Origin of the sequence: Streptomyces sp. NBC_00483 (genome assembly GCF_036013745.1) — a bacterium.
Classification (GTDB): Bacteria; Actinomycetota; Actinomycetes; order Streptomycetales; family Streptomycetaceae; genus Streptomyces.
The window spans coordinates 9,830,079-9,852,454 of the sequence record NZ_CP107880.1 but is presented as its reverse complement, the minus strand read 5'-3'; the positions used below and the strand labels follow the sequence as shown (position 1 = coordinate 9,852,454).

The window sequence follows — 22,376 nt, the reverse complement described above, 5'->3', positions numbered from 1 at the left end:
CCCCAGGACCAGGGCGGTCTCAGACCGCCCTGGTCCGTCCCTCCCAGTACGGGTCCCGCAGGCGACGCTTGTAGAGCTTGCCGTTGGGGTCGCGGGGCATCGTCTCGATGAAGTCGACGCTCTTGGGCCGCTTGTAGCCCGCGAGTTGGGTCTCGCAGTGGGCGAGGATCTCGGCCGCGAGCGCGTCACCGGCGGTTCGGCCCTCCGCGACCTCGACGACCGCCTTGACCTCCTCGCCCCAGTCGTCGTGCGGGATGCCGAAGGCAGCCGCGTCGGCGACGGCGGGGTGTGTCAGGAGCGCGGACTCGATCTCGGCGGGGTAGATGTTGACCCCGCCCGAGATGATCATGTCGATCTTGCGGTCCCGCAGGAAGAGATAGCCGTCCTCGTCGATCACCCCGAGGTCACCGACGGTGAAGAAGTCGCCGATGCGGTTCTTCTTCGTCTTGCCCTCGTCCTTGTGATACGAGAATCCGCCGGTGTTCATCTTGAGGTAGACGGTGCCGAGTTCACCGGCCGGCAGCTTGTTGCCGTCGTCGTCGTAGATCGCCAACTCGCTGATGGGCCAGGGCTTTCCGACGGTTCCCGGCTTCTTCAGCCAGTCCTCGGCCGTCGCGAACGCACCGCCGCCCTCACTCGCCGCGTAATACTCCTCGACGCACATCCCCCACCAGTCGATCATGGCGCGTTTGACGTGGTCGGGGCACGGCGCGGCGCCGTGGATCGCGTGCCGCATGGACGTGACGTCGTAGCGGTCCTTGACCTCCTGCGGGAGCGCGAGCAGCCGGTGGAACTGGGTCGGCACCATGTGCGTGTGCGTGCACTTGTGGGTGTCGATGAGGCGGAGCATCTCCTCGGGCGTCCACTTGTCCATCAGGACGAGCGTGTGCCCGATGTGCAGGGACGCTCCCGCGAACTGGAGGACCGCCGTGTGGTAGAGCGGCGAGCAGACCAGGTGGACATTGTCGTCGTACGGCTTGACGCCGAAGATGCCGAGGAACCCGCCGAGGTACGACTCCTCGGGGAGTTTCCCGGACAGCGGGCGGCGGATGCCGCGGGGGCGGCCCGTCGTCCCGGACGTGTAGTTCATGACCCAGCCGAGCGTGCGCTCCTCGGGCGCCGACTCGCTCTGCCCGTCGAGGAGTTCGGCGTACGGGCGGAAGCTCGCGACGTCCCCGACCGCGTACCGGTGGCTGTCGGGCAGGCCCGCCTCGTCGGCGGCGGACCTCGCCGCGTCGGCGAACCGCTCGTGCGCGATCAGCACCTTGGCGCCCGAGTCGGAGACGATCCAGGCGATCTCCGGCCCCACGAGGTGGTGGTTGACCGGCACGAGATAGAAGCCGGCCTGTGAGGCGGCGAGGTACGCGATGAAGAATTCGACGCTGTTGGGGAGCACGACGGCGAACGCGTCGCCCCGCTCCAGGCCCGCCGCGCGCAGGCCGTGGACCATCTTGTTGGACGCGGCATGCAGGCGTCCCGCCGTCCACGGTTCACCGTCAGGGGCGATCAGGATCGTGCGGTCGGGATCGGCGGCGGCCTGCGCCCAGAAGCCGTTGGCCGGTGTGCTGTTGGGGGGTGTGCTCATGCTGGTCACTCACCGTCCTGCGATCTTGTTGATGCGGTCGATCGCCTTCTCGAAGCCGCGCGTCAGGTCGTCGAAGACCGCCTGGACGCTGCGCTCCTCGTTCATCCGCCCCACGATCTGCCCCACGGGCGTGCCGAGCAGCGGCTCCACCTCGTACTTCTGGATCCGGGACACGGCCTCGGCGACGAGCAGGCCCTGGAGGGGCATCGGCAGGGTGCCGGGGCCCTGAGGGTCGTCCCACGCGTCCGTCCACTCGGTGCGCAGCTGGCGCGCGGGCTTCCCGGTCAGCGCACGCGAGCGCACCGTGTCGCCGGAGCCCGCGGCGAGCAGCTTGCGGGTGACCGCGGGCGAGTGCATGTCGGCCTCCGTCGTCGTCAGCCACACCGAGCCCAGCCACACCCCCTGCGCGCCGAGCGCGAGCGCGGCCGCGACCTGCTGTCCGCTGCCGATGCCGCCCGCCGCCAGGACCGGCAGCGGGTCGACGGCCTCCACGGCCTCCGGGGTGAGCACCATGGAGGCGATCTCACCGGTGTGGCCGCCGGCCTCGTAGCCCTGCGCGACGACGACGTCGATGCCCGCGTCCGCGTGCTTGCGGGCGTGGCGAGCGCTGCCGGCGAGCGCGGCGACGAGGACGTCGTGCTCGTGCGCGCGGGCGATGACGTCGGCGGGCGGCGATCCGAGTGCGTTGGCGAGGAGTTTGATCGGGTAGTCGAAGGCGACGTCGAGTTGGCTGCGGGCGACCTGCTCCATCCAGCCCGTGATGCGCCAGCCGGACGCCTCGCCCTCGGCGAGTTCCGGGACGCCGTACTTGGCGAGGGTCTCCTGGACGAACTGCCGGTGCTCCGGCGGGATCATCGCCTCGATGTCGGCCTCGGTGACGCCTTCGACCTTCTTGGCGGGCATGACGACGTCGAGGCCGTAGGGCCGGCCGTCCACATGCTCGTCGAGCCAGTCGAGATCGCGTTTGAGTTCGTCGGGTGCCGCGTAGCGGACCGCACCGAGCACGCCGAAGCCTCCGGCCCTGCTGATGGCCGCGGCCACCGCAGGGAACGGCGTGAAGCCGAAGACGGCGTGCTCGATCCCCAGTTTCTTGCTCAGCTCCGTCTGCATGCGCGCAGGATGCCGCAGCGCGGCGGACGACGGAAGGGGTTTTCTGATGCGGCGTCAGATTCTTCACCGGCCGGTCATGACGCGCGGGTGGCGCAAGGGTGTTGACACGAGGCAGCACTGACAGAGAAATTTCATCCGACTCGGAAGATCCCGAAAGTATTTTTCAGAAGGGCCTCGTTCATGAGCGGAGCACCCGAAGCAGCGGACAGACCACACAGAGGCGCCACGGGCTCCGGCCCGACCCGGCGCCAGTTCGGCGCGGCCGGCCTCGCGCTGGGCGGCGCCCTGGCCCTCACCCCGTTCCCCGCGGGCCCCGCCGCGGCCGCCGCCGAGGCCTCGGCGGGCCGACCGACCCTGCGGCGCGGCTCGCCCGAGCGCGCGGGTCTGCTCGCGGGCCATCTGCGCCAACTCGTCGCCGACGCCGAGAAGTTCCTCGGCACCTTCCCCGGCGGCCCCAAGCACCCCTGGTACGCGGGCGCGGTGCTGCTCGCGGGCCGCGGCGGCACGGTCGCGCTGCACCAGCCGATCGGCAAGGCGGTGCGCTACTCCCACTACGACGACAAGACGGACACGGGGATCGAGTTCCCCGCGGACCAGCAGATCGACATGGCCGACGACACCGTTTTCGACCTCGCCTCGATCTCCAAGCTGTTCACCTCCATCCTCGCGGTGCAGGAGTTGGAGCGCGGCGCGCTGGAACTCGAGGCGAAGGTCGTCACGTACTTGCCCGAGTTCACCGGCGGCGGCAAACAGGACGTCACGATCCGCCAACTACTCACCCACACCTCCGGGTTCCGGCCCGACATCGCCTTCTACAAGGAGTCCGAGCACGATGCGCAGCTCGCCCTCCTGTGGAAGGAGGCGCTGCTCAACCCGGCGGGCACGACGTACCTGTATTCGGACCTCAACCTCATCACGCTGCAGCTCGTCGTCGAGAAGCTCACCGGCAAGCCCTTGGACGTGCTGCTCCCCGAGCGGATCACGGGGCCGCTCGGCATGACCCGCACCCGCTACAACCCGCCCGCCTCCTGGAAGCCCAAGGTCGCGGCCACCGAGGACGCCCGCGCGCCCTGGTCGGGCCTGGACCGGGGCCTGGTGTGGGGCGAGGTGCACGACGAGAACGCGTACGCGTTCGGCGGCGTCGCGGGCCACGCGGGCGTCTTCTCCTGCGCCTGGGACATGGCGGTGCTCGGCCGGGCGCTGCTCAACGGCGGGATCTACGGCAAGGCCAGGATCCTGTCCCAGAAGTCCGTGGACCTGATGTTCACCAACTTCAACACGGACTTCCCCGGCGACGAGCACGGCCTCGGCTTCGAGCTCTACCAGCACTGGTACATGGGCGCGATGGCGACGCCGCGCACGGCGGGCCACACCGGGTTCACCGGCACCTCGCTCGTGCTCGACCCGACGACCGACTCGTTCCTCATCGTGCTCGGCAACTCCGTGCACCCCGTGCGCAGCTGGCGATCCGGTTCCGCTCCCCGGGTCGCCGCGGGCGACAACATGGCGCGCGCGGTCGCCGTCCGTCCCCAGCACGGCCGCACCGCCTGGTTCTCCGGCATGGCGAGCGCCACGTCGGCGACGCTGACACTGCCGGATCTGCGTCTCGCCTCGGACAGGGCGCGGCTCGGCTGCGAGCTGTGGTGGGACACGGAGCCGCACTCCGACTTCCTGTTCCTGGAGACGTCGACGGACGGCGGCAAGAACTGGAAGCCGCTGCCGTTCACCTCGGGCCGCTCCGACGCCCACCCGTCCGGTGCGGTCGACGGTTACGCCGACCGCACCTGGCACCGTCTCACCGCCGACCTGGGCCCCTTCGTCGCGGCGCCGCTCCGGCTCCGTTGGCGCTACGCGACGGACCAGTTGTACGTCGGCCGTGGCGCGTACGTCGACGGCATCCGCGTCCTCGACGGGGACGCGGTGGCGTTCGACGACGCGCGCCCGGCGGACGCGTCCCGCATCGAGGCGAAGGGATGGACGGCGTCTCAGGACTAGGTCCTGATCCAAACGACAGGCCCTAGCGTCTACGCGCGTGCGGCCGGGGTCAGTGGCCGAGCACCGCCATCGCGGCGTTGTGCCCCGGAATCCCGCTGACCCCGCCGCCGCGCACGGCGCCCGCGCCGCACAGCAGGACGTTCGCGTGGCCGGTCTCCACACCCCAACGGCCGGTGTCTTCCGAGGAGTACGGGAACGAGAGCTCCCGGTGGAAGATGTTGCCGCCGGGCAGCCGCAGGTCCCGCTCCAGGTCGAGCGGTGTCTTCGCCTCGATGCACGGCCGGCCGTCCGCGTCCTCGGCCAGACAGTCCTCGACCGGTTCGGCGAGGTGGGTGTCGAGCTGGGCGAGCGTGGCCTTCAGGAGGTCCGCGCGGGCCGTGTCGTTGTCGGCGGCGAAGAGCCGGGCCGGGGTGTGCAGGCCGAACAGGGTGAGCGTCTGGTAGCCGCGTTCGACCAGGTCCGGGGCGAGGATCGTCGGGTCGGTCAGCGAGTGGCAGTAGATCTCGGAGGGCGGCGCGCCGGGCAGGGCGCCCGCGGCGGCCTCGGCGTGCGCCGTGGCCAACTGGCCGTACCCCTCCGCGACATGGAAGGTTCCGGCGAACGCCTCGCGCGGGTCGACGGAGGTGTCCTTGAGGCGCGGCAGCCGCTTCAGCAGCATGTTGACCTTGAGCTGGGCGCCCTCTGCAGGGGCCGGTGGGGCGCTGCCGGTGAGCCGGGCGAGGTCCTGCGGTGAGGCGTTGACGAGGACGTTGCGGGCGGCGACGGTGCCCTCGGAGTCGGCCGTCCTGTACGTGACCTCGGCCTCGGCGCCGTCCGTCTCGATCCGGGTCACCTCGTGCCCGGTGACCAGGTCGGCGCCGGCCGAGCGGGCCGCGGCGGCGAGTGCGTCCGTGAGGGCGCCCATGCCGCCGACGGGGACGTCCCAGTCGCCCGTGCCGTTGCCGATCACGTGGTAGAGGAAGCAGCGGTTCTGGGCGAGGGACGCGTCGTGGGCGTCGGCGAAGGTGCCGATCAGGGCGTCGGTGAGGACGACGCCGCGCACCAGGTCGTCGGTGAAGTGCTCCTCGATGCCGACGCCGATCGGGTCCTCGAACAGCAGCCGCCAGGCATCCTCGTCGCCGACCCGCTCGCGCAGCGCGTCCCTTGACGGCAGCGGCTCGGTCAGCGTCGGGAAGACCCGTTCTGCGACGCGCCGGGTCGTCTCGTAGAAGCGGTTCCACGCCTCGTACTCCTGGTCGCTGCCCGTGAGTTCACGGAACGCGCCGCGCGTCCGCTGCTCCCCGCCACCGACGAGCAGCCCCGTCGGCCGCCCGTCGCGGACGGTCGGGGTGTACGAGGAGACGTCGCGGGTCGCGGTCGCGAAGCGCAGCCCCAGGTCGGCCACGATCTTCTTGGGCAGCAGGCTGACGAGGTACGAGTAGCGGGAGAGGCGGGCGTCGACGCCGGGGAACGGGCGGGTGGAGACGGCGGCCCCGCCGGTAGTGCCGAGGCGTTCGACGACGGCGACGGACTGTCCTGCGCGGGCCAGATAGGCGGCGGCCACCAGACCGTTGTGGCCGCCGCCGACGACGACCGTGTCGTAGCGGGCGCGGAGATCATGTGCGGGCATGGCCCTTGGTAACACGGGCCGCGCGCGGTGGACCAGAGGGCGGGCCCACGGTCACGCGCGCGGCGCACCTTCTTGGCGCAGCACCGCGACCCTTCGGTACAGGGCGACCGCGTCCGCCGTGCGGCCGAGCTGCTCCAGGCAGTGGGCCTCGTCGTTGCGGCTGGCGAGGGTGCTGGCGTGGGCCTCGCCGAGGACGCGCTCACGAGCGGTGGACACCGCGCGGTACTCCCCGAGGGCGTCCTGCCAGCGTCCGAGCCAGCCCAGGCCGACGGCGACCTCGCGGCGGCTGACGAGCGTGTCCGGATGGTCGGCGCCGAGCACGCGCCCGCGGATCGCGCACACGTCGCGGGCCTCCGACAGGGCCTCCTCCCAGCGGGCCAGCCGCCCGAGGTTCACCCCGAGCCCGTGCCGGGCGCGCAGCGTCTCGGGGTGCTGCGGCCCGCTGACCCGCGTACGGTCGTCGATCAGGTCGCGGTAGAGCGTCAGGGCCTCGGCGCTGCGGCCGAGCCGGCCGAGGCTGATGCCCACTTCGTAGCGGACGGAGAGGGTGTCCGCGTGGTCGTCGCCGAGGGCCCGCGCCCTGGCCCGGGCGACCTCCTGATACGTCCCGAGGGCCTCGCTCCACCGCCCCAACTGCCCCAGCGCGTAGCCGACCTCGCAGCGTGTGACGAGCGTGTCGGGGTGGTCGGCGCCGAGCACGCGGCCACGCGCGTCCGCCACCTCCTCCGCCATCCGGTACGAGTCCTCGAGGCGGCCGAGCCTGCTGAGGTTGAAGGCGAGGTTGTGGCGGCAGCGCAGCGTGTCCGGGTGCTCGGGCCCCATGGCCCGCTCACGGGCGCCGAGGACGGTGCTGTACACCTGGTGCGCCTCGAAGTGTCGCCCCAACTTTCCCAGGACGTACGCGACTTCCTGGCGCGCCCCGAGCGTGTCGGGGTGCTCGGGTCCCAGCACCCGCTCGCGTCCCTCGACGACGCCCCGGTACTCGCGCAGCGCGTCGGCGGCCCGCCCGGTGCGGCTGAGGGTGAAGGCGACCTCGTAGCGGCTGGCGAGGGTGTCGGGGTGATCGGGCCCGAGGGCGTGCTCCCGCTCGGCGGCGACCGAGCGGTGCACCTCGCCCGCCTCGGCCCAGCGCTCGAGCCGGCCGAGGCTGAGCCCCGCGTTGTGCCGGGAGGCGAGGGTGGCGAGCAGTTCCGGGGCGGGAGTGGGGCGTTGGACCACCTCCGGCGCGGCGGGCGTGTGGTCGCCGTCGCGCGGGATCCACTCTCCGGAGAGCCCGGCCGCGGTGTCCGGGGGTGTGACGCGCGGGCCGGGGCCCGCGGTGGCCTTGTGTCCTGTGGTCATGCCGCGGGTCCAGGAGGGCAGCCGGGGCTCGCGGGGCTGCCCGGGCTGCTCCCGTACGGGCTGTTGCGGCAGTTGCGGCTGTTCGCGTACGGGCGGGTCCGTGCGCGGCTCGATCTGTGGCGCCCGCACCGTCGGCACGTACGTCCCGGGTCCCGGCCGCGCGCCTTGCGTGATCCGGCGCTCCAACTCCCGGGCGTCACGCGGCCGTTCCTCGGGGTCCTTGGCGAGCAGGTCCAGGATGATCCGGTCGAGATAGCCGGGCAGCTCGGGCCGGTGCCCGCGCGGCGCCGCTGGTTCGGTGTCGCGGTGCCCGACGAGCACGGACCACGCGTCCTCGAGGTCGAACGGCGGGGCGCCCGTGGCCACTTCGTAGAGCACGCATCCCAGCGAGTACAGGTCGCTGCGCTCGTCGACCTGGTCGCCGCCGATCTGTTCGGGCGACATGTAGTGCGGGGTCCCCATGGCGACGCCGGTGCCGGTGAGGCGTGCGGTGAACCCGATGTCGTGGCCGAGCCGGGCGATGCCGAAGTCGCAGATCTTTGCGGTGCCGTCACCGAGCCGCATGATGTTCGCGGGCTTCAGATCGCGGTGCACGACGCCCTGTTCATGGGTGTAGGCGAGGGCGGAGGCGACCTGTTCGGCCATGTCGACGATCTCGCCCACGGGCAGGGGGAGGTGCCGATTGTCGTCGAGGAGCTGGCTCAAGTTCTTCCCGTCGAGCAGCTCCATGACGAGATAGAGAATGCCCTCGTACTCGCCGAAGTCGTGCACGACCGTGATGCCCCGGTGCTGGAGCGCGGCGGCGACCCGCGCCTCCCTGCGGAAGCGCTCCCGCAGGATGCGGGTGAAGCTCTGGTCGCGCTCGGGTCCGAGCGGCTTGAGGCACTTCACGGCGACGTGCCGGCCGAGCGCCTCGTCGCGCGCCCGCCAGACCTCGCCCATGCCGCCTCTGCCGATCAGGTCGAGCAGCTGATACCGCCCGTGGATCAGCCTGACGTCCCGCGTCTCCCCCACCCCTGGCATCTCCCGCCGTCGCCCCCGTCGCGTCGCTACGCCCTCCCCGGCCCGTCCAGTATGGCTTCCCCTCTGTCGACTTTGTACGGGGCAGGGCGGGCGTCCACACCGAGTCTCCCCATGGCCCGCAGGATGTGTTTCGGCGGCAGTTGCCATCGCACACGGGCGGGAATCAGGCGCAGCGCGGTGCCCGTGGCGCGCATTCGGCGCGTGACGGCGCCCGGTTCGGGGGCTTGTCTGCCGTACAACTCATGGGCGTACGGCGGCAGGGAGGCGTACGCGAGGCCGGCCACGCGCCGCCAGAGGACTTCGCGCGCGGGGATCAGCAACAGGTGGGTGGGCGGCCGCTGCAGAAAGGCGTCGACGTCGCGCGCCTCGGGCCCGGCGGCCAGCTCAGGGCGTACGGACTCGAAGTACGCCGCCAACTCCGCCTGGCTGCCCGGAACCTTCTCCGGGGCGAGGCCGACGAGCCGGGCGCTGGTCCGGTGCTCGGCTACGTACCGGTCGGCCTGCGCCTCGGTGAGGCGGAAGCCGGAGCGGCGCGCGACGTGCAGATAGGAGTCGATCTCGGCGCAGTGCACCCACAGCAGCAACTCGGGTTCGTCGACGCCGTAGCGCTCCCCCGTGTCCGGGTCGGTCACCCCCAGGTGGCTGTGGATCCGCCGCACGCGCGCGCCGGCCTTCTCGGCGGCCTCGCTCGTCCCGTACGTCGTCGTGCCGACGAAGCCCGCGGTCCGCATCAGCCGTCCCCAGGCGTCGCGCCGGAAGTCGGAGTTCTGCATGACGCCGCGCACGGCGCGCGGGTGCAGCGCCTGGAAGTACAGGGCGCGCACGCCCGCGACCCACATCATCGGGTCGGCGTGCAGCTGCCAGGTCACCGAGTCGGGGCCGAAGAGCCCGGGGTCCGCTTCGCTCATGTCGCACAGCACCTCCTGTTCGCAGCGTACGCACATGGGACGGACCGGAACCCGATCAACGGCGGACTCGTCCTGACGATCAGGGAACGGGCAACGGGCGAGCGGGCGGGGAGACATGAGCGAGCGGGGCGACGGGACGGCGGCATCCACGGACGGTGCGGGCGACAGACGCCCGCGGTGGCGTCGCGGCCGGGTGCTCGCGGCGTTCGCCGTCGTGACCGCGCTCGTGCTGCTCTTCCACCGGCAGGTTCCGAACACGCCGGGGCGGCTGGGGAGCCTGGTGGAGTCGTTCCTGCCGTGGTCCTGGGTGGTCCTGGTCGTCCTCTTCGGCCTGGGGCTGCTGCGCCGAGCGCCGCTCGCGATGCTGGCTGTGCTGCCGGCGACGGCGGTCTGGGCCCACCAATGCGGCGTACTGCTGCCCGAGCCCCGGTCCGACGGGCACGACCTTGTCGTCGTGCAGCACAACGTCAGTGACGAGAACACCGACCCGCAGGGCATGGCGCACGAGCTGTCCGGGCCGTCCCCCGACCTCATCGCCCTGGAAGAGCTGCTGCCCAAGGCCCGCGCGGTGTACGAGCGCGGTCTCGCCGCGAGCCATCCGCACCACGCGGTGGTCGGCACCGTCGGCCTCTGGTCGAGGTACCCGCTCACCGGCGTCCGGGCCGCGGACATCAAGCCCGCCGGGATCACGGAGCCGTGGAATCGCGGCCTGCGCGCGGTCGTCGAGGCCCCGCAGCGCGACATCGCCGTGTACGTCGCCCATCTGCCCTCGGTACGGCTCGGCGTCAGTGGCCTGAAGTCGGCGTGGCGGGACGAGAGCGCCCGCCGGCTCGGCGCGGAGGTCGCCGCCGAGAAGACCGACACGGTCCTCGTCGTCGGCGACTTCAACGGAACGGTGGACGACCGCGGCCTCGCCCCGCTGACCTCACAACTGGACGTACCGGATCGTGGGTTCACCTTCAGCTACCCCGCCGCGTTCCCCGTCGCCCGGATCGACCAGATCATGGCCCGCTCGGCGAACGTCGGCCCCATCCGCACCCTGCCCGCGACCGGCAGTGACCACCTTCCCGTTCTCGCCCGGATCGCCCTGGACGATCCGGTCAGCGCCGCACCCTCGGCATCCCGAGACCGATCCACGAGATGATCTCCCGCTGGATCTCGTTGTTCCCGCCGCCGAACGTGAAGATGACCGCCGACCGGTAGCCGCGTTCCAGCTCCCCGTGCAGGACGGTGCCCGCGCTGCCCTCCTTGAGCGCGCCCGCCGCGCCCACCACCTCCATCAGCCAGGCGTACGCGTCCCTGCGGGCCTCGGAGCCGTAGACCTTGACGGCGGAGGCGTCCTGCGGGAGGAGGGTGCCCTGCTGAACGGCGTTCACCATCTGCCAGTTGAGGAGCTTCATCGCGTCGAGCTTGGTGTGGGTCTGGGCGAGGCGCTTCCTGACCCAGCCGAGGTCGATGACGCGGCGGCCGTCGGCGAGTTTCGTCTCCATGGCCCAGCGCTGCACGTCGTGCAGGGCGCGGATCGCCATGGTGCCGTGGGCGGCCAGCGTGACGCGTTCGTGGTTGAGCTGGTTGGTGATCAGCCGCCAGCCCTTGTTCTCCTCGCCCACCCGGCGGGAGACCGGGACGCGGATGTTCTCGTAGTAGCTGGCCGTGGTGTCGTGCGAGGCGAGGGTGTTGATGACGGTGCAGGAGTAGCCGGGGTCGCTCGTCGGGACGAGGAGCATGGTGATGCCCTTGTGCGAGGGCGCGTCCGGGTCGGTGCGGACGGCGAGCCAGACCCAGTCGGCCGTGTCCCCGTTGGTCGTCCAGATCTTCTGGCCGTTGACGACATAGTCATCACCGTCCCTGACCGCACGGGTCTTGAGCGCCGCGAGGTCGGTGCCCGCGTCGGGCTCGCTGTAGCCGATCGCGAAGTCGAGCTCGCCGGAGAGGATCTTCGGCAGGAAGAAATCCTTCTGCTCGTCGGTCCCGAACTGCATGATCGTCGGACCGACGGTGTTCAGCGCCATCAGCGGCAGCGGCACGCCCGCCTGCGCCGCCTCGTCGAAGAAGATGAACTGTTCCATCGGGGACAGGCCACGGCCCCCGTACTCCTTCGGCCAGCCCACGCCGAGCCACCCGTCACTGCCGAGCCTGCGCACCGTCTCCCGGTAGAACCGCTTCTGCGCGGCCGGGTCCTCGTAGCGCGCGTACGCGTTCTCGGGTACGAGCTCGGCGAAGTAGGCACGCAGCTCGGTGCGCAACTGCTGCTGCTCAGGCGTGTATTCGAGGTGCACGGCCCCTCCTGGCGTTCGACTGCGTGGTCCGGGAGCCGGCTTGCGCCAGCCTGACGGCGCACACAGTAGAACGCGTTCCAGAAATAGGGAATGCCGTGGACCGCGGGAACTGATGGAACGTCAGCCGAGGGTCGCGAGGAAGTCCGTGCATGCCCGCGCGCAGGCCCGGCACTGTTCGGCGCAGTCGGCCGCGTCGCGCGTGCGGTCGCAGACGTGCGCGCACTCCAGGGCTACTGCTCGGCACCACTCGACCTGGAGCCGGATCCCGTACTCGTCCTGGTGTGCCTCCTCCGACAGCAGTCGGCAGGTCGCGTCGCACACCTCGACGCTGAGGAGCAGCGCGCGCCGCAGGCCGTGCGGTGCGTCGGCCTTTTCCTGGCCCTCGTCCGGGACCGGGCGCACGGGGCCGTGCACGTGCGGGGCGGCGGGGCCCAGGTCGGTGGAGCTGACCAGCAGGGCGCAGGCGCGGGCGCACTCCGTGCACGACTGCGCGCAGGCGAAGCGGTCCTCGAGGAAGCGGACGAGGTCGTCCTTGGGTGGTTCGGTCATCAGGGCACGGTCGGCGCCCGGGGAGTCCTCGGCGTATGAGTGTGGATGCTTCGCCAGGGAGGTCACCGGCCCGGCTCCTTTCCAGGGGACGTACGGCTTGGGGGCGGGTAGCCGGATCGGGGAGCGTCAAACCGGTCACCTGGGGCTTGAAGTGCTCACGCGACCCGGTACTCCTCCACCTCCTCGCTTCGCAGGATCAGGCCGTTGCCCGGGCCGTTCTGGCCTGGGCGGACCGTTCCGCCCGAGGGGTCCAGGACGCCCGCGAAGAACATCGACTCGATCCGGACGTGGTCGTGGAACCACTCGACGTGGCGGAGGTTCGGGACCGCTGCCGCCACGTCCGCGTGGGCGTGCGGGGCGCAGTGGGCCGAGATCTCCAGGCCGTGGGCGTGGGCGAGGGAGGCGGCGCGGAGGAATTCGGTGATGCCTCCGCAGCGGGTCACGTCGACCTGGAGGCAGTCGACGGCGCCCGCGGCGATCATGCGGGCGAAGTACGGGAGGTCGTAGCCGTATTCGCCGGCGGTGACGTCGCAGACGAGGGCGTCGCGGACGAGGCGGAGTCCTGTGAGGTCGTCGGAGGAGACGGGTTCCTCGAACCAGCCGACGCCGTGGGGGACGAGCGCCTCGCCGACGCGGATCGCCTGCTTGCGGTTGTAGCCGCCGGCCGCGTCGACGTACAACTCGGCGTCCCCGCCGATGACTTTGCGGGCACTGCGGACCCTTTGGAGGTCGCGGGGCACCGACCGGCCGCAGGCCTCGCCGATCTTTATCTTGACCTGGGGGATGTGCTGGCCGTGCACCCAGCCGCTGAGTTGGGCGGCCAGGTGGCTGTCGTGGTACGTGGTGAAGCCGCCGCTGCCGTAGACGGGGACGGTGTCCCGTGCCGCGCCGAGGAGGCGGACGAGCGGGAGGTCCATGAGGCGGGCCTTGAGGTCCCACAGGGCGAGGTCGACGGCGGAGATCGCGCAGGACGCGATGCCGGGCCTGCCCGCGTTGCGGACGCCCTGGCACTGCGCCACGTGGGCGGCGGGGATGTCGAAGGCGTCGCGTCCCTCGACGAGCCCGGCGAGTTGGTCGCGGACGACATCGGCGGCGGCCGGTGGCGCATAGGTCCAGCCGATGCCGGTGAGACCGCCGGCCCTGGCCTCGACGAAGACGATCGTCGTGGTGTCCCAGGCGAGGGTGGCATCGGCTTCGGGGGCGTCGGTGGGCACCGTGTAGGCGCTGACGTCGAGGCGTTCGACGGGCAGGCAGGTGCTCGGGGACTTCGGGGTGTCGGTCATCATCGTCGTCTGCCGTGCCTCACCCTGCCGAGCCGCTGGTCGCACCGATGGGTGTGTCGTTCTTGAGCTGCGGCAGCACCTTCGTCCGGTAGAAGTCGAAGAACTCCTGCTGGTCCGGGCCGATCTGGTTGACGTAGACACGGTCGAAGCCGGCCCGGGCGAAGGCGTCGAGGGCGCCCACGTGCTCGTCGACGTCGGGGCCGCAGGGCAGCGCGCCGTCGACCATCTGCTCGGTGACGAGGCTCTCCGCCTGCTCGAAGTGGCGGGGCGTGGGCAGCACTTGGCCAAGTTCGCCAGGCAGTAGCTGGTTCGCCCACAGCCCGTGCACGCGGCGCACGGCCTCCGCCCGGTCGATCCCGTAGCAGACCTTGAGGCCACCGGCGACGGGCTTCGCACCGCCTCCGCCCTTACGGAACTGGGTGACCAGCTCCTCGTCGGGGCTCATGGTGATGTAGCCGTCGCCTACGCGGGCGGCGAGCGCGGTGGCCTGCGGGCCGAAGCCGGAGATGTCGATGGGCACGGGGCCTTCGGGCAGCGTGTAGATGCGGGCGTTCTCCACGGTGTAGTGCTCGCCACGATGGGTGACCTCGCCGCCGTCGAGGAGCCTTCGGATGACCGAGATGGCCTCTTCGAGCATCTCCATGCGCACGTGCGCGGAGGGCCAGGGCCCGCCCAGGATGTGCTCGTTGAGCGCCTCCCCGGTGCCGACACCGAACCGGAAACGGCCCTCCAACTGCACCGCGCTGGTGGCGACGGCCTGGGCGAGGACGGCGGGGTGGATACGGACAGTGGGGCAGGTGACCGCGGTCTCCACGGGCAGCGACACGGCCTCCGCGAGGGCGCCGATCACGTTCCACACGAAGGGGCTCTGGCCCTGGGCGTCGTTCCACGGGTGGTAGTGGTCGGAGATCCACAGGCAGTCGAAGCCCGCCTGTTCCGCCATCCGGGCCTGTTCGACGAGCTCGCGCGGCCCGAATTCCTCCGATGCCAGAAAGTAGCCGTACTCGGGCATGACGCCCTCCCGGGGGTGTGGTTTGTGCCAGGCCTTCCGGGTAACCCAGGCCCCCGCAGGGAAACCCGCCGTGACACCACACAAGTGCCGTCCGGGCCGGTATTTCGCGGATCATTCCCACCGGCCCGGACGGCACTTCAAAGGTTTCGTCCCGGGGTTTATCGATACCTGGTTCGGTTACTCACCACCGGTACCATCGTGACCTCGATCCACCCGCCGTCGTACTGCGCATCACGAATCCGAGCAGCCACACCACCAGCACGGCAATGGCCACCCACCACAGCAGTTTCACGGCGAATCCCGCGCCGAAAAGCAACAGTGCGAGCAACAGAACCAGCAGAACAGGAATCACGGTAAATACCTCCTCGGGGCGCCGAGTTCCCGAGAATTCCCCCTGTACTCCACTCACCCTCTGCGAGTTGACGTGACCGCGAAGAATTCCAAGGAAGACGACCGGCGGACCCGGATCACCGTTCTGGTGGCGCTCGCCGCCAATCTGCTGATCGCCGTGGCCAAGGCCGTCGGCGGTCTGTTCGCCGCGTCACCCGCGCTGCTCTCGGAGGCGGCGCACTCGGTGGCCGACAGCCTCAACGAGGTGTTCCTGCTGGCCGCACTGCGGCGCAGCCGCCGGCCCGCCGACCACAGGCATCCGTTCGGGTACGGCAAGGAGCGGTTCTTCTGGTCGCTGATCGCCGCCGTCGGCATCTTCGTGATGGGCGGCTGCTTCTCGTTCTTCCAGGGGTTCGAAGCGCTGACGTCGGGCGGTCAGGAGGAGTCCCACAGCGGGTACGTCGCCGGGCTCGCGGTCCTCGGTGTGGCACTGCTCGCGGAGGGCAGCTCGCTGATCCGCGCCGTGCACCAGGTGCGCACCCAGCCGGGCGAGGGCATCGGCTCGGACCCCGCGCTCCGTACGGTCCTCGCCGAGGACGGCACGGCGGTGATCGGCGTGCTCCTCGCGGCGGGTGGGATGACGCTGCACATGGTGACGGGGCGGATCGAGTGGGAGGCGGCCGCCTCGTTCTCCATCGGGGTGCTGCTCGTGTACGTGGCGTACCGGCTCGGCAGGAGCGCCCGCGACCAGTTGATCGGCGAGGCCGGCGACCCCGAGATGCACCGCGGCATCCGCGAACTCCTCGCCGAGCAGCCCGAGATCGACAATGTGGCGGCGCTGCACACGATGCAGCTGGGAACGGACTCGACGCTGGTCGCGGCGCGGGTCGATCTCGCGCCCGGCATCGAGAGCGAGCGCCTGGAGCTGGTCTTCGAGCGCGTCAAGCGGGCGGTGCGAGATCGCTGGCCCGAGGCCGATCAGGTGTTCCTGGACGTGGTGGACGCGCCGAAGCCGGTACATGAGCGCTGAGCGAGGCGCGGGTCAGATCACGCGGAACAGGTCGGCGGCCGCATGCACGTCGGTGAAGTCCTCCACTGAGCGGAGGTTGTCGCACAGCGCGTCGAGGACGGAATCGCTCTCTGCGGCGCACGGCCCGCCGACGGCCACGCCGAATACACGGAATCCCAGACGGTGCTTGGCCGTCGCGGGCCAGCTCGGACCGGCCGCGTCGTCCTGCCCGGCCGTGCCGTCCCGCTCCCCCAGCGCGTCCCGCGCGTCCACTGCCGCTCCCCCTGCCCGCAAGGCCCCACCGGTCTCAGGTCGGACCGCGAACTACGTCAGTGGCCGCGCTTGCCGACGCCCGGCATGAACTCCTGCATCTTCGCCTTGAAGCCCTGCTTGACCACGTGCGTGCTCTGCGGGTCGCCCTTGAGGATCGCCTCGGCCGTGGACTCCATCTGCTCCCACGTCGCGTGCGGCGGGATCGGCGGCACGGACGGGTCGGTGCGGAAATCGACGACGGCGGGCCCGTCCGCGGCGAGCGCCGCGCTCCAGGCCTCGGTGACGTCGGCGGGCTTCTCGACGCGGATGCCGGTAAGGCCCAACTGTCGGGCGAACGCGGCGTAGTCGACGTCGGGGAGCTCCTGCGAGGGCTCGAAGGACGGCGCGCCGCCCATGGCGCGCAGCTCCCAGGTCACCTGGTTGAGGTCCCGGTTGTTGAACACACCGACGACGAGGCGTTGATCGGTCCAGCGGTGCCGGTACTTGGCGGCGGTGATGAGTTCGGCGAGCCCGTTCATCTGCATCGCACCGTCACCGACGAGCGCGACGACGGGCCGGTCGGGATGGGCGTACTTGGCCCCGATCGCGTACGGGACGCCGCAGCCCATCGTGGCGAGGGTGCCGGACAGGGAGCCGCGCATCGTGCCCCGCATGGTGATGTGGCGGGCGTACCAGTTGGCGGCGGAGCCGGAGTCCGAGGTGAGGATCGCGTTGTCCGGGAGCAGCGGGTCGAGGGCGCGGGCGACGTGTTCCGGGTTGATCGGGTCGGCGCTCAACCCGGCGCGACGGTCCATGGCTTCGTGCCAGCGCCGGACGCCGGCGCAGGTCTCGTCGAACCAGTCGCGGGCCTCGTTGCGGCGCAGCAGCGGCAGCAGGCGCTTGAGCGTCGCGCGGGCGTCGCCGACGAGGTTCACCTCGTACGGGTAGCGCATGCCGATCATGTGCGGGTCGATGTCGATCTGCACGCCGCGCGCCTTGCCGTACTCGGGCAGGAACTGCGCGTACGGGAAGCTGGAGCCGATGGTGAGGAGGGTGTCGCAGTCCCGCATCAGCTCGTAGGAGGGGCGGGTGCCGAGCAGGCCCGACGCCCCGGTCACGTACGGGAGTTCATCGGAGAGGACGTCCTTGCCGAGCAGGGCCTTGGCGACTCCGGCGCCGAGGAGTTCGGCGACCTCGCACACCTCGTCCTTCGCACCGGCCGCGCCCTGGCCGACGAGGATGGCCACCTTGTCGCCCGCGTTGAGCACCTCGGCGGCCCGTTCCACCGCTTCCTGCGCGGGCTCGGCGGTCCACGAGCTGCGGTCGAGGCTGGAGGGCACCATCTTGAACGCGTGCGGGGGCGGGGTGTGGTCGAGTTCCTGCACGTCCGCCGGGATGATCACGGCGGTGGGGGCGCGGCGCGCGTATGCGGTGCGGACGGCCCGGTCGAGGACGTTGGGCAGCTGCTCGGGGACGTTGACGGTCTCCACGAAGTCGGAGGCGACGTCCTTGTACAGCGTGTGCAGGTCGACCTCCTGCTGGTACGAGCCGCCCATGGCGCTGCGCGCGGTCTGCCCGACGATGGCGACGACCGGTACGTGGTCGAGCTTGGCGTCGTACAGGCCGTTCAGGAGGTGGATCGCGCCGGGTCCTGACGTGGCGACGCAGACGCCGACGCGGCCGCTGAACTTCGCGTAGCCGACCGCTTCGAAGGCGGCCATCTCCTCGTGCCGCGCCTGCACGAACTCGGGCCGGTTGTCGGCCCTGCCCCAGGCGGCGAGCAGGCCGTTGATGCCGTCGCCCGGATACCCGAAGACCTGTTCCACACCCCAGGCGCGCAGGCGGTCGAGGACGTGATCGGCGACCTTGGTGCTCATGCCGGGACCTTTCGCTTCGAGGAAACTGCCGGAGGCCGGGTGACCAGTCGGGCACCGGGGAAACCCGGTTGGCACCGCCCTCGCGGGGTACTCGGCGCACCGACGCGCCACGGGGGTGCGACGGAGGAGGAGACATGAGTTTGGTGCGGGCTGGAGTGCTGGTTCTGGACTGTGCGGAACCCGAGGAACTGGCCGAGTTCTACCAAACGTTGCTGGGCGGCGAGATCGAGACACTGCCCGGCAGCAACCGCATCGACATCGTCGGCGAGCAGGGCATGCGCATGGCCTTCCGCCGCGATCTGAACGCCGCCCCGCCCAGCTGGCCGCGCCCCGACGACTCGCAGCAGGCCCATCTCGACTTCGTGGTGGACCAGGAGAACCTCGACGAGGTGGAGCGCCATCTCATCGGCCTGGGCGCCCGCCCGCTGGAGACCCGTGGTGCGCGCGGCCCGAACGAGATGCGCCTGTACTCCGACCCGGCCGGGCATCCGTTCGCGACGCACTGCGCCGCGCGTCCGGCGCCGAAGACCGACTGAGCCGGCCGCCGAGAAGGCGCGCAGAGCAGCCCCGAGCGTGGCGTCTACAGAACCGTCTACAGCCGAACTCGACCGAAATCCATCGGATATCGGTCGGAGAGGGATCCGATCATGAACACAAAGGAGCGCGCTCCGTACCCCGCAGAGACCAAGCGCGAGGTCAAGGGCAGGATCCGCACCTGCAGGGCCGCGCGGCGCGACGGACGCGAGCCCTCTGGTGACGCCAACGACCGTGACACGGACTGGAATCTGGTGCGCGGAGAGGACTGAGCGAGCCCTTCCCTCCCGTTGATTCGGGCATATGCTGTCGGTGCCGACGAGGGGAGGCGCCCCGCGATGCCCACCGCTGCACGGCCGAGGATCCTCGTCGTCGACGACCGGGACGACACCCTCTTCGCGATGGAGAGCGCGCTGGCTCCACTCGGCTATCCGATCGTCCGGGCCCAGACCGGGGACGACGCACTCAAGACCGTCCTGCGCGGCGGCATCGGCCTGGTCCTGCTCGACGTGCTGATGCCCGACGTCGGCGGCTTCGAGGTCGCGCACTACATGACGCGCCTCGAACAGACGCAGGACATACCGATCATGCTGATCACCGGCGCGGGCCAGGACACCAAGCTCGCCGCCAGGGCCTTCGAGCTCGGCGTCGCCGACTACGTGGTGAAGCCGATCGAGCCGTGGATGATGCGGACGAAGGTCCGCTATCTGTACGAGACGAGCCTGCGCATGAACGCGCTGCGCGAGCGCCTTCGGACGTATGAGAACGGCGACGCCAAAGAGTCCGCGCCACCGGCGCACGCCGCCGCGAGCCGTCCCCTGTCACGCCCCGCCTGACCTGCCGCTTCACTTCCGGGTGTCCATGGTCACACCCGCTCAGGGACTTCCGACCCTCTCTATGGTTGTAGAGTACAACTGCTCCCAGAGTTGTAAAAGCCAACCGATTCGACCGTGGAGGTCCTGCTCATGAGCGGCACGCGCGAACCTGCGCTGCGCCACGTTCTGACGCATCTGCTCACCCCGCTCCTGATGTGCGTCGGCATGGGCCTCGCCTATCTCGGCGCCTTCGCCTCGCCCGAGCCGCACCATCTGCCGATCGCCGTCGTCGGCTCGGGCCCGGAAGCGAAGGTCTTCGCGCAGACAGTGAAGGACAAGGCGGGCGACGCGCTCGACGTGCGCACGCTCACCTCCCGTTCCACCGCGGTCGACCAGCTCGAGACCCGGGACATCGACGGCGCCTACGTACTCGGCGACAAGCCCGAACTCGTCGTGGCCTCGGCCGGGTCCGACACCACCGTCTCCGTCGTCCAGAAGATCTTCACGCCGGTCGCCGCCGAGCAGGGCGCGCCCCTGAAGGTGACCGACGTGGTGCCCTCGGTGGACGACGACCCGACGGGGCAGGGCCTGTTCTTCCTGCTCGTGGCGGTCAGTATCGGCTCGTACGCCTCGGTCGCGGTGATCGGCGGCGCGGGCGGCGTGCTGCGGATGCGCACCCGTGCCCTGCTCGTCGTCGGCGCGTCCGGCGTGGTCAGCCTGATCGGCGCGGCGTTCGCGGGACCCGTCTTCCACCTGGCGCACACCCACCTGTGGGGCCTGTGGGGCATGACGTGGCTGTACTCCGCGGGCGTCCTGCTGATCGGCGTAGGACTGCACACGTTCCTGAAGAAGTGGACGACGCTCGGCGTGATGGTGCTGTTCGTGATGCTGAACTTCACCAGCTCCGGCGGGATCTTCCGGCCCGAGCTGCAGAACGGCTTCTTCGGGAGCCTGCACAGCTTCTGGAACGGCGCGGGGTACGTCGAGGGCGCCCGCAGCCTCCTCTACTTCGGCCAGCACGATCTGGCCCGCAACATCTGGACGCTCGTGGCCTGGCTGCTCGTGGGCGCGGCCATGATCACGGTGGCGGGCCTCGCCGAGCGCCGACGCCACACTCCGGCGGCCGTCGAGCCGGCCCCCGCGCACAAGCACAAGCGGGAGGCCGCGCGCGACCAGGAACAGGAAGAGGAGCTGGAGGAGGCCGTGGGCGTCTGAGGCGCACTCCCCCACCCCACATACGGCGAGGGCCCCGCTGAAGCAGCGGGGCCCTCGCCGTATGCGTTACGTGGCTGCGGTTCCGGTCACACCCCGGCCGGGATGTCCTTCGCCCGCTTGCGCACCGCGAACGACGTGCCGATCTCCACGACGCCGACCACGAGCAGCCAGATGCCGGTGACCAGCGTGAGGACGGCGAGCGTCTCGAACGGCGACACGATCAGGACGACACCGGCGAGCGCGGTGATGACGCCGAGGAAGATCTGCCAGCCGCGGGTGGGCATCGCGGGGTCGGAGGCCGCGGCGACGGTCTGCGTGATGCCGCGGAACAGCCAGCCGATGCCGATCCACAGAGCGAGCAGCAGCGTCGACTCCATCGCATCGCGGAAACAGAACAGGCCCAGCAGCACCGACAGGGCGCCGCTGATGAAGCCGATGACGCGCATCCCGGCCGTCGCGTGCGTACCGAACGCGGCGACGAGCTGGAAGATGCCGCTCACCAGCAGATACACGCCGAACAGGACACCCGCCACGCGCAGCGAGACGCCCGGCCAGACCAGGACGAGCACCCCGAGGATCACCGAGGCGACACCCATGAGCAGCACGGCCTGCCAGGCGGATTGGGCGAGTCTGCCGAGCGGGCCCTGCCCCTGCGGGGCGTCACCGCCGGGCGTCCGGTGGGGAGTCTGCGGGTCGTACGGTGCTTGGGTCATGCTCGACTGTCGCTACGGAACGCCGGGCTCCGCCATCGCGCGTGAGCCGAACGGCTGACACCGGGCGCGCTCCGTCGCACCAACGCACCCATGACGCAAAGCGGAGGAAAGCAGCACAATGGGTCCATGACCGAGCATCATGGCTCCGGCCCCTTCGCCGTCCGCCGGGTCTACGACCCGCCCGCCCCGGCCGACGGCACCCGCCTGCTGGTCGACCGGCTCTGGCCGCGCGGTATCTCGAAGGAGCGCGCCGATGTCGACAAGTGGCTGAAGGGCATCGCGCCGTCGAGGGAGCTGCGCTCCTGGTACCACGAGGACAAGGCGGACCGGTACGACACGTTCGCCGAGCGCTACGCGGCGGAGCTCGCCGAACCGGAGCGCGCCGAACTCGTGGACCGCGTGCGCGAGCTGGCCGGGCACGGGCGGGTGACGCTCGTGACGTCGGTGAAGGACATCGAGCACAGCCACGTCCCTGTGCTGCGGCGCCACCTCGAAGAGGGCCTCGAAGAGGGCTGATCCCGGCTCAGGCGGCGAGGCAGACGGTGCCCCGCGAGCCCTGGCCTGATGTGGTCACACCGGTCGTGGAGACCAGCCGGACCGGCCGCACCGCCTGCGCCAACTCCCCCTGCGCGAGGACGAGTACGTCGACGAGCCCGAGCCCGAGCGCACCTGCCACGGCTGCCAGCATCTCCGACGAGGCCTCCTTGCGGCCACGCTCGATCTCCGACAGGTAGGGCATCGAGATCCCGGCGACGTCCGCCACGTCCTGCAGCGTCCGCCCCTGCGCCCGCCTGCGCCGCCGCAGCACCCCGCCGACGACATGGCGCCACAGCGGCTCCTGGGCCGGGGCGGATTCCTGGGCCGGAGCGGGACGGGGGCGGCGGCTCTCCTGGATGCTCATCGGCCCACCGTACGAGCGCCCGTGACGGCCTCGCCC

22 protein-coding genes are annotated in these 22,376 nt (G+C 70.9%); 8 read left to right on the top strand and 14 right to left on the bottom strand.

Annotation, left to right across the window (positions count from 1 at the left end; translation table 11 throughout):
• Positions 1 to 19: 19 nt before the first annotated feature.
• Together OHA73_RS44085 and OHA73_RS44080 are read right to left on the bottom strand one after the other, a co-directional pair.
• Entirely contained in the window at positions 20 to 1,585 is a 1,566-nt protein-coding gene (locus OHA73_RS44085) for an acyl-CoA synthetase (protein WP_327658247.1), read from the bottom strand.
• A gap of 9 nt (positions 1,586 to 1,594) precedes the next feature.
• Positions 1,595 to 2,695, bottom strand: coding sequence for an NAD(P)H-dependent flavin oxidoreductase (locus tag OHA73_RS44080; RefSeq protein ID WP_266724960.1), 1,101 nt, complete (start codon positions 2,693 to 2,695; stop codon positions 1,595 to 1,597).
• A gap of 180 nt (positions 2,696 to 2,875) precedes the next feature.
• Here OHA73_RS44080 and OHA73_RS44075 point away from each other — a divergent pair, with 180 nt between their 5' ends.
• On the top strand, positions 2,876 to 4,690 hold the full coding sequence (locus tag OHA73_RS44075) for a serine hydrolase (RefSeq protein ID WP_327658246.1): 1,815 nt from the start codon (positions 2,876 to 2,878) through the stop codon (positions 4,688 to 4,690).
• 49 nt (positions 4,691 to 4,739) lie between these two features.
• Here OHA73_RS44075 and OHA73_RS44070 read toward each other — a convergent pair whose 3' ends face one another.
• The 3 genes from OHA73_RS44070 to OHA73_RS44060 are packed head-to-tail and all read right to left on the bottom strand — an operon-like array spanning position 4,740 to position 9,571.
• Positions 4,740 to 6,299, bottom strand: a complete 1,560-nt coding sequence (locus OHA73_RS44070) for a phytoene desaturase family protein (RefSeq protein WP_327658245.1) — start codon at positions 6,297 to 6,299, stop codon at positions 4,740 to 4,742.
• A gap of 51 nt (positions 6,300 to 6,350) precedes the next feature.
• The gene (locus OHA73_RS44065) at positions 6,351 to 8,663 is read right to left on the bottom strand and encodes a serine/threonine-protein kinase (RefSeq protein ID WP_266724954.1); all 2,313 of its coding nucleotides are present in this window, start codon (positions 8,661 to 8,663) and stop codon (positions 6,351 to 6,353) included.
• A gap of 26 nt (positions 8,664 to 8,689) precedes the next feature.
• Positions 8,690 to 9,571 (bottom strand): oxygenase MpaB family protein, encoded by an 882-nt coding sequence (locus tag OHA73_RS44060; protein WP_327658244.1) that lies wholly within the window; start codon positions 9,569 to 9,571, stop codon positions 8,690 to 8,692.
• 115 nt (positions 9,572 to 9,686) lie between these two features.
• Here OHA73_RS44060 and OHA73_RS44055 point away from each other — a divergent pair, with 115 nt between their 5' ends.
• Positions 9,687 to 10,715, top strand: coding sequence for an endonuclease/exonuclease/phosphatase family protein (locus tag OHA73_RS44055; RefSeq protein WP_327658243.1), 1,029 nt, complete (start codon positions 9,687 to 9,689; stop codon positions 10,713 to 10,715).
• Here the strand turns inward: OHA73_RS44055 and OHA73_RS44050 are convergent.
• From OHA73_RS44050 to OHA73_RS44030, 5 genes are all read right to left on the bottom strand, one after another.
• Entirely contained in the window at positions 10,672 to 11,850 is a 1,179-nt protein-coding gene (locus OHA73_RS44050) for an acyl-CoA dehydrogenase family protein (protein WP_266724949.1), read from the bottom strand. The genes OHA73_RS44055 and OHA73_RS44050 overlap by 44 nt on opposite strands.
• A gap of 120 nt (positions 11,851 to 11,970) precedes the next feature.
• Complete coding sequence (locus OHA73_RS44045; RefSeq protein WP_267073262.1) at positions 11,971 to 12,399, bottom strand: ferredoxin; 429 nt, start codon at positions 12,397 to 12,399, stop codon at positions 11,971 to 11,973.
• 155 nt (positions 12,400 to 12,554) lie between these two features.
• Positions 12,555 to 13,682 carry an enolase C-terminal domain-like protein gene (locus OHA73_RS44040; RefSeq protein ID WP_327658242.1) on the bottom strand — a complete coding sequence of 376 codons (1,128 nt, stop codon included), beginning with the start codon at positions 13,680 to 13,682 and terminating at the stop codon, positions 12,555 to 12,557.
• Between the two features lie 19 nt (positions 13,683 to 13,701).
• Positions 13,702 to 14,694 carry an LLM class F420-dependent oxidoreductase gene (locus OHA73_RS44035; protein WP_266724943.1) on the bottom strand — a complete coding sequence of 331 codons (993 nt, stop codon included), beginning with the start codon at positions 14,692 to 14,694 and terminating at the stop codon, positions 13,702 to 13,704.
• 181 nt (positions 14,695 to 14,875) lie between these two features.
• Positions 14,876 to 15,046 carry a hydrophobic protein gene (locus tag OHA73_RS44030; RefSeq protein ID WP_266724941.1) on the bottom strand — a complete coding sequence of 57 codons (171 nt, stop codon included), beginning with the start codon at positions 15,044 to 15,046 and terminating at the stop codon, positions 14,876 to 14,878.
• Between the two features lie 72 nt (positions 15,047 to 15,118).
• Here OHA73_RS44030 and OHA73_RS44025 point away from each other — a divergent pair, with 72 nt between their 5' ends.
• Positions 15,119 to 16,054 (top strand): cation diffusion facilitator family transporter, encoded by a 936-nt coding sequence (locus OHA73_RS44025; RefSeq protein ID WP_323179750.1) that lies wholly within the window; start codon positions 15,119 to 15,121, stop codon positions 16,052 to 16,054.
• 12 nt (positions 16,055 to 16,066) lie between these two features.
• Here OHA73_RS44025 and OHA73_RS44020 read toward each other — a convergent pair whose 3' ends face one another.
• Positions 16,067 to 16,306: a hypothetical protein gene (locus tag OHA73_RS44020; protein WP_327658651.1), complete on the bottom strand. Its 240-nt coding sequence runs from the start codon at positions 16,304 to 16,306 to the stop codon at positions 16,067 to 16,069.
• A 56-nt stretch (positions 16,307 to 16,362) separates the two neighbouring features.
• Positions 16,363 to 18,162: a thiamine pyrophosphate-requiring protein gene (locus OHA73_RS44015; protein ID WP_327658241.1), complete on the bottom strand. Its 1,800-nt coding sequence runs from the start codon at positions 18,160 to 18,162 to the stop codon at positions 16,363 to 16,365.
• Between the two features lie 134 nt (positions 18,163 to 18,296).
• Between OHA73_RS44015 and OHA73_RS44010 the strand changes: the two genes are divergently transcribed.
• From OHA73_RS44010 to OHA73_RS43995, 4 genes are all read left to right on the top strand, one after another.
• A complete protein-coding gene (locus OHA73_RS44010; protein WP_266724938.1) occupies positions 18,297 to 18,698 on the top strand; it encodes a VOC family protein in 402 nt (133 codons plus the stop codon).
• A gap of 111 nt (positions 18,699 to 18,809) precedes the next feature.
• Positions 18,810 to 18,968 (top strand): hypothetical protein, encoded by a 159-nt coding sequence (locus OHA73_RS44005; RefSeq protein WP_266724936.1) that lies wholly within the window; start codon positions 18,810 to 18,812, stop codon positions 18,966 to 18,968.
• A 66-nt stretch (positions 18,969 to 19,034) separates the two neighbouring features.
• Positions 19,035 to 19,532: a response regulator gene (locus OHA73_RS44000; protein ID WP_327658240.1), complete on the top strand. Its 498-nt coding sequence runs from the start codon at positions 19,035 to 19,037 to the stop codon at positions 19,530 to 19,532.
• Positions 19,533 to 19,661: 129 nt separating this feature from the next.
• Entirely contained in the window at positions 19,662 to 20,726 is a 1,065-nt protein-coding gene (locus tag OHA73_RS43995) for a hypothetical protein (protein ID WP_266724932.1), read from the top strand.
• An 86-nt stretch (positions 20,727 to 20,812) separates the two neighbouring features.
• Here the strand turns inward: OHA73_RS43995 and OHA73_RS43990 are convergent, their stop codons facing one another.
• Complete coding sequence (locus OHA73_RS43990; RefSeq protein ID WP_266724930.1) at positions 20,813 to 21,439, bottom strand: HdeD family acid-resistance protein; 627 nt, start codon at positions 21,437 to 21,439, stop codon at positions 20,813 to 20,815.
• A 126-nt stretch (positions 21,440 to 21,565) separates the two neighbouring features.
• Here OHA73_RS43990 and OHA73_RS43985 point away from each other — a divergent pair, with 126 nt between their 5' ends.
• Positions 21,566 to 21,955 carry a DUF488 domain-containing protein gene (locus OHA73_RS43985; protein ID WP_327658239.1) on the top strand — a complete coding sequence of 130 codons (390 nt, stop codon included), beginning with the start codon at positions 21,566 to 21,568 and terminating at the stop codon, positions 21,953 to 21,955.
• 7 nt (positions 21,956 to 21,962) lie between these two features.
• On the opposite strand, the gene OHA73_RS43980 is transcribed toward OHA73_RS43985, so the two are convergent.
• On the bottom strand, positions 21,963 to 22,340 hold the full coding sequence (locus OHA73_RS43980) for a helix-turn-helix domain-containing protein (protein ID WP_327658238.1): 378 nt from the start codon (positions 22,338 to 22,340) through the stop codon (positions 21,963 to 21,965).
• Positions 22,341 to 22,376 lie beyond the last annotated feature (36 nt).

Coding starts and splice junctions, on each gene's coding strand:
- OHA73_RS44080 (WP_266724960.1), bottom strand. CDS start 2,695: ATGCAGACGGAGCTGAGCAAGAAACTGGGGATCGAGCACGCCGTCTTC.
- OHA73_RS44000 (WP_327658240.1), top strand. CDS start 19,035: ATGCCCACCGCTGCACGGCCGAGGATCCTCGTCGTCGACGACCGGGAC.
- OHA73_RS44040 (WP_327658242.1), bottom strand. CDS start 13,682: ATGACCGACACCCCGAAGTCCCCGAGCACCTGCCTGCCCGTCGAACGC.
- OHA73_RS44010 (WP_266724938.1), top strand. CDS start 18,297: ATGAGTTTGGTGCGGGCTGGAGTGCTGGTTCTGGACTGTGCGGAACCC.
- OHA73_RS44075 (WP_327658246.1), top strand. CDS start 2,876: ATGAGCGGAGCACCCGAAGCAGCGGACAGACCACACAGAGGCGCCACG.
- OHA73_RS44065 (WP_266724954.1), bottom strand. CDS start 8,663: ATGCCAGGGGTGGGGGAGACGCGGGACGTCAGGCTGATCCACGGGCGG.
- OHA73_RS44015 (WP_327658241.1), bottom strand. CDS start 18,162: ATGAGCACCAAGGTCGCCGATCACGTCCTCGACCGCCTGCGCGCCTGG.
- OHA73_RS43990 (WP_266724930.1), bottom strand. CDS start 21,439: ATGACCCAAGCACCGTACGACCCGCAGACTCCCCACCGGACGCCCGGC.
- OHA73_RS44045 (WP_267073262.1), bottom strand. CDS start 12,399: ATGACCGAACCACCCAAGGACGACCTCGTCCGCTTCCTCGAGGACCGC.
- OHA73_RS44005 (WP_266724936.1), top strand. CDS start 18,810: ATGAACACAAAGGAGCGCGCTCCGTACCCCGCAGAGACCAAGCGCGAG.
- OHA73_RS43995 (WP_266724932.1), top strand. CDS start 19,662: ATGAGCGGCACGCGCGAACCTGCGCTGCGCCACGTTCTGACGCATCTG.
- OHA73_RS43985 (WP_327658239.1), top strand. CDS start 21,566: ATGACCGAGCATCATGGCTCCGGCCCCTTCGCCGTCCGCCGGGTCTAC.
- OHA73_RS44055 (WP_327658243.1), top strand. CDS start 9,687: ATGAGCGAGCGGGGCGACGGGACGGCGGCATCCACGGACGGTGCGGGC.
- OHA73_RS44070 (WP_327658245.1), bottom strand. CDS start 6,299: ATGCCCGCACATGATCTCCGCGCCCGCTACGACACGGTCGTCGTCGGC.
- OHA73_RS44085 (WP_327658247.1), bottom strand. CDS start 1,585: ATGAGCACACCCCCCAACAGCACACCGGCCAACGGCTTCTGGGCGCAG.
- OHA73_RS44060 (WP_327658244.1), bottom strand. CDS start 9,571: ATGAGCGAAGCGGACCCCGGGCTCTTCGGCCCCGACTCGGTGACCTGG.
- OHA73_RS44035 (WP_266724943.1), bottom strand. CDS start 14,694: ATGCCCGAGTACGGCTACTTTCTGGCATCGGAGGAATTCGGGCCGCGC.
- OHA73_RS43980 (WP_327658238.1), bottom strand. CDS start 22,340: ATGAGCATCCAGGAGAGCCGCCGCCCCCGTCCCGCTCCGGCCCAGGAA.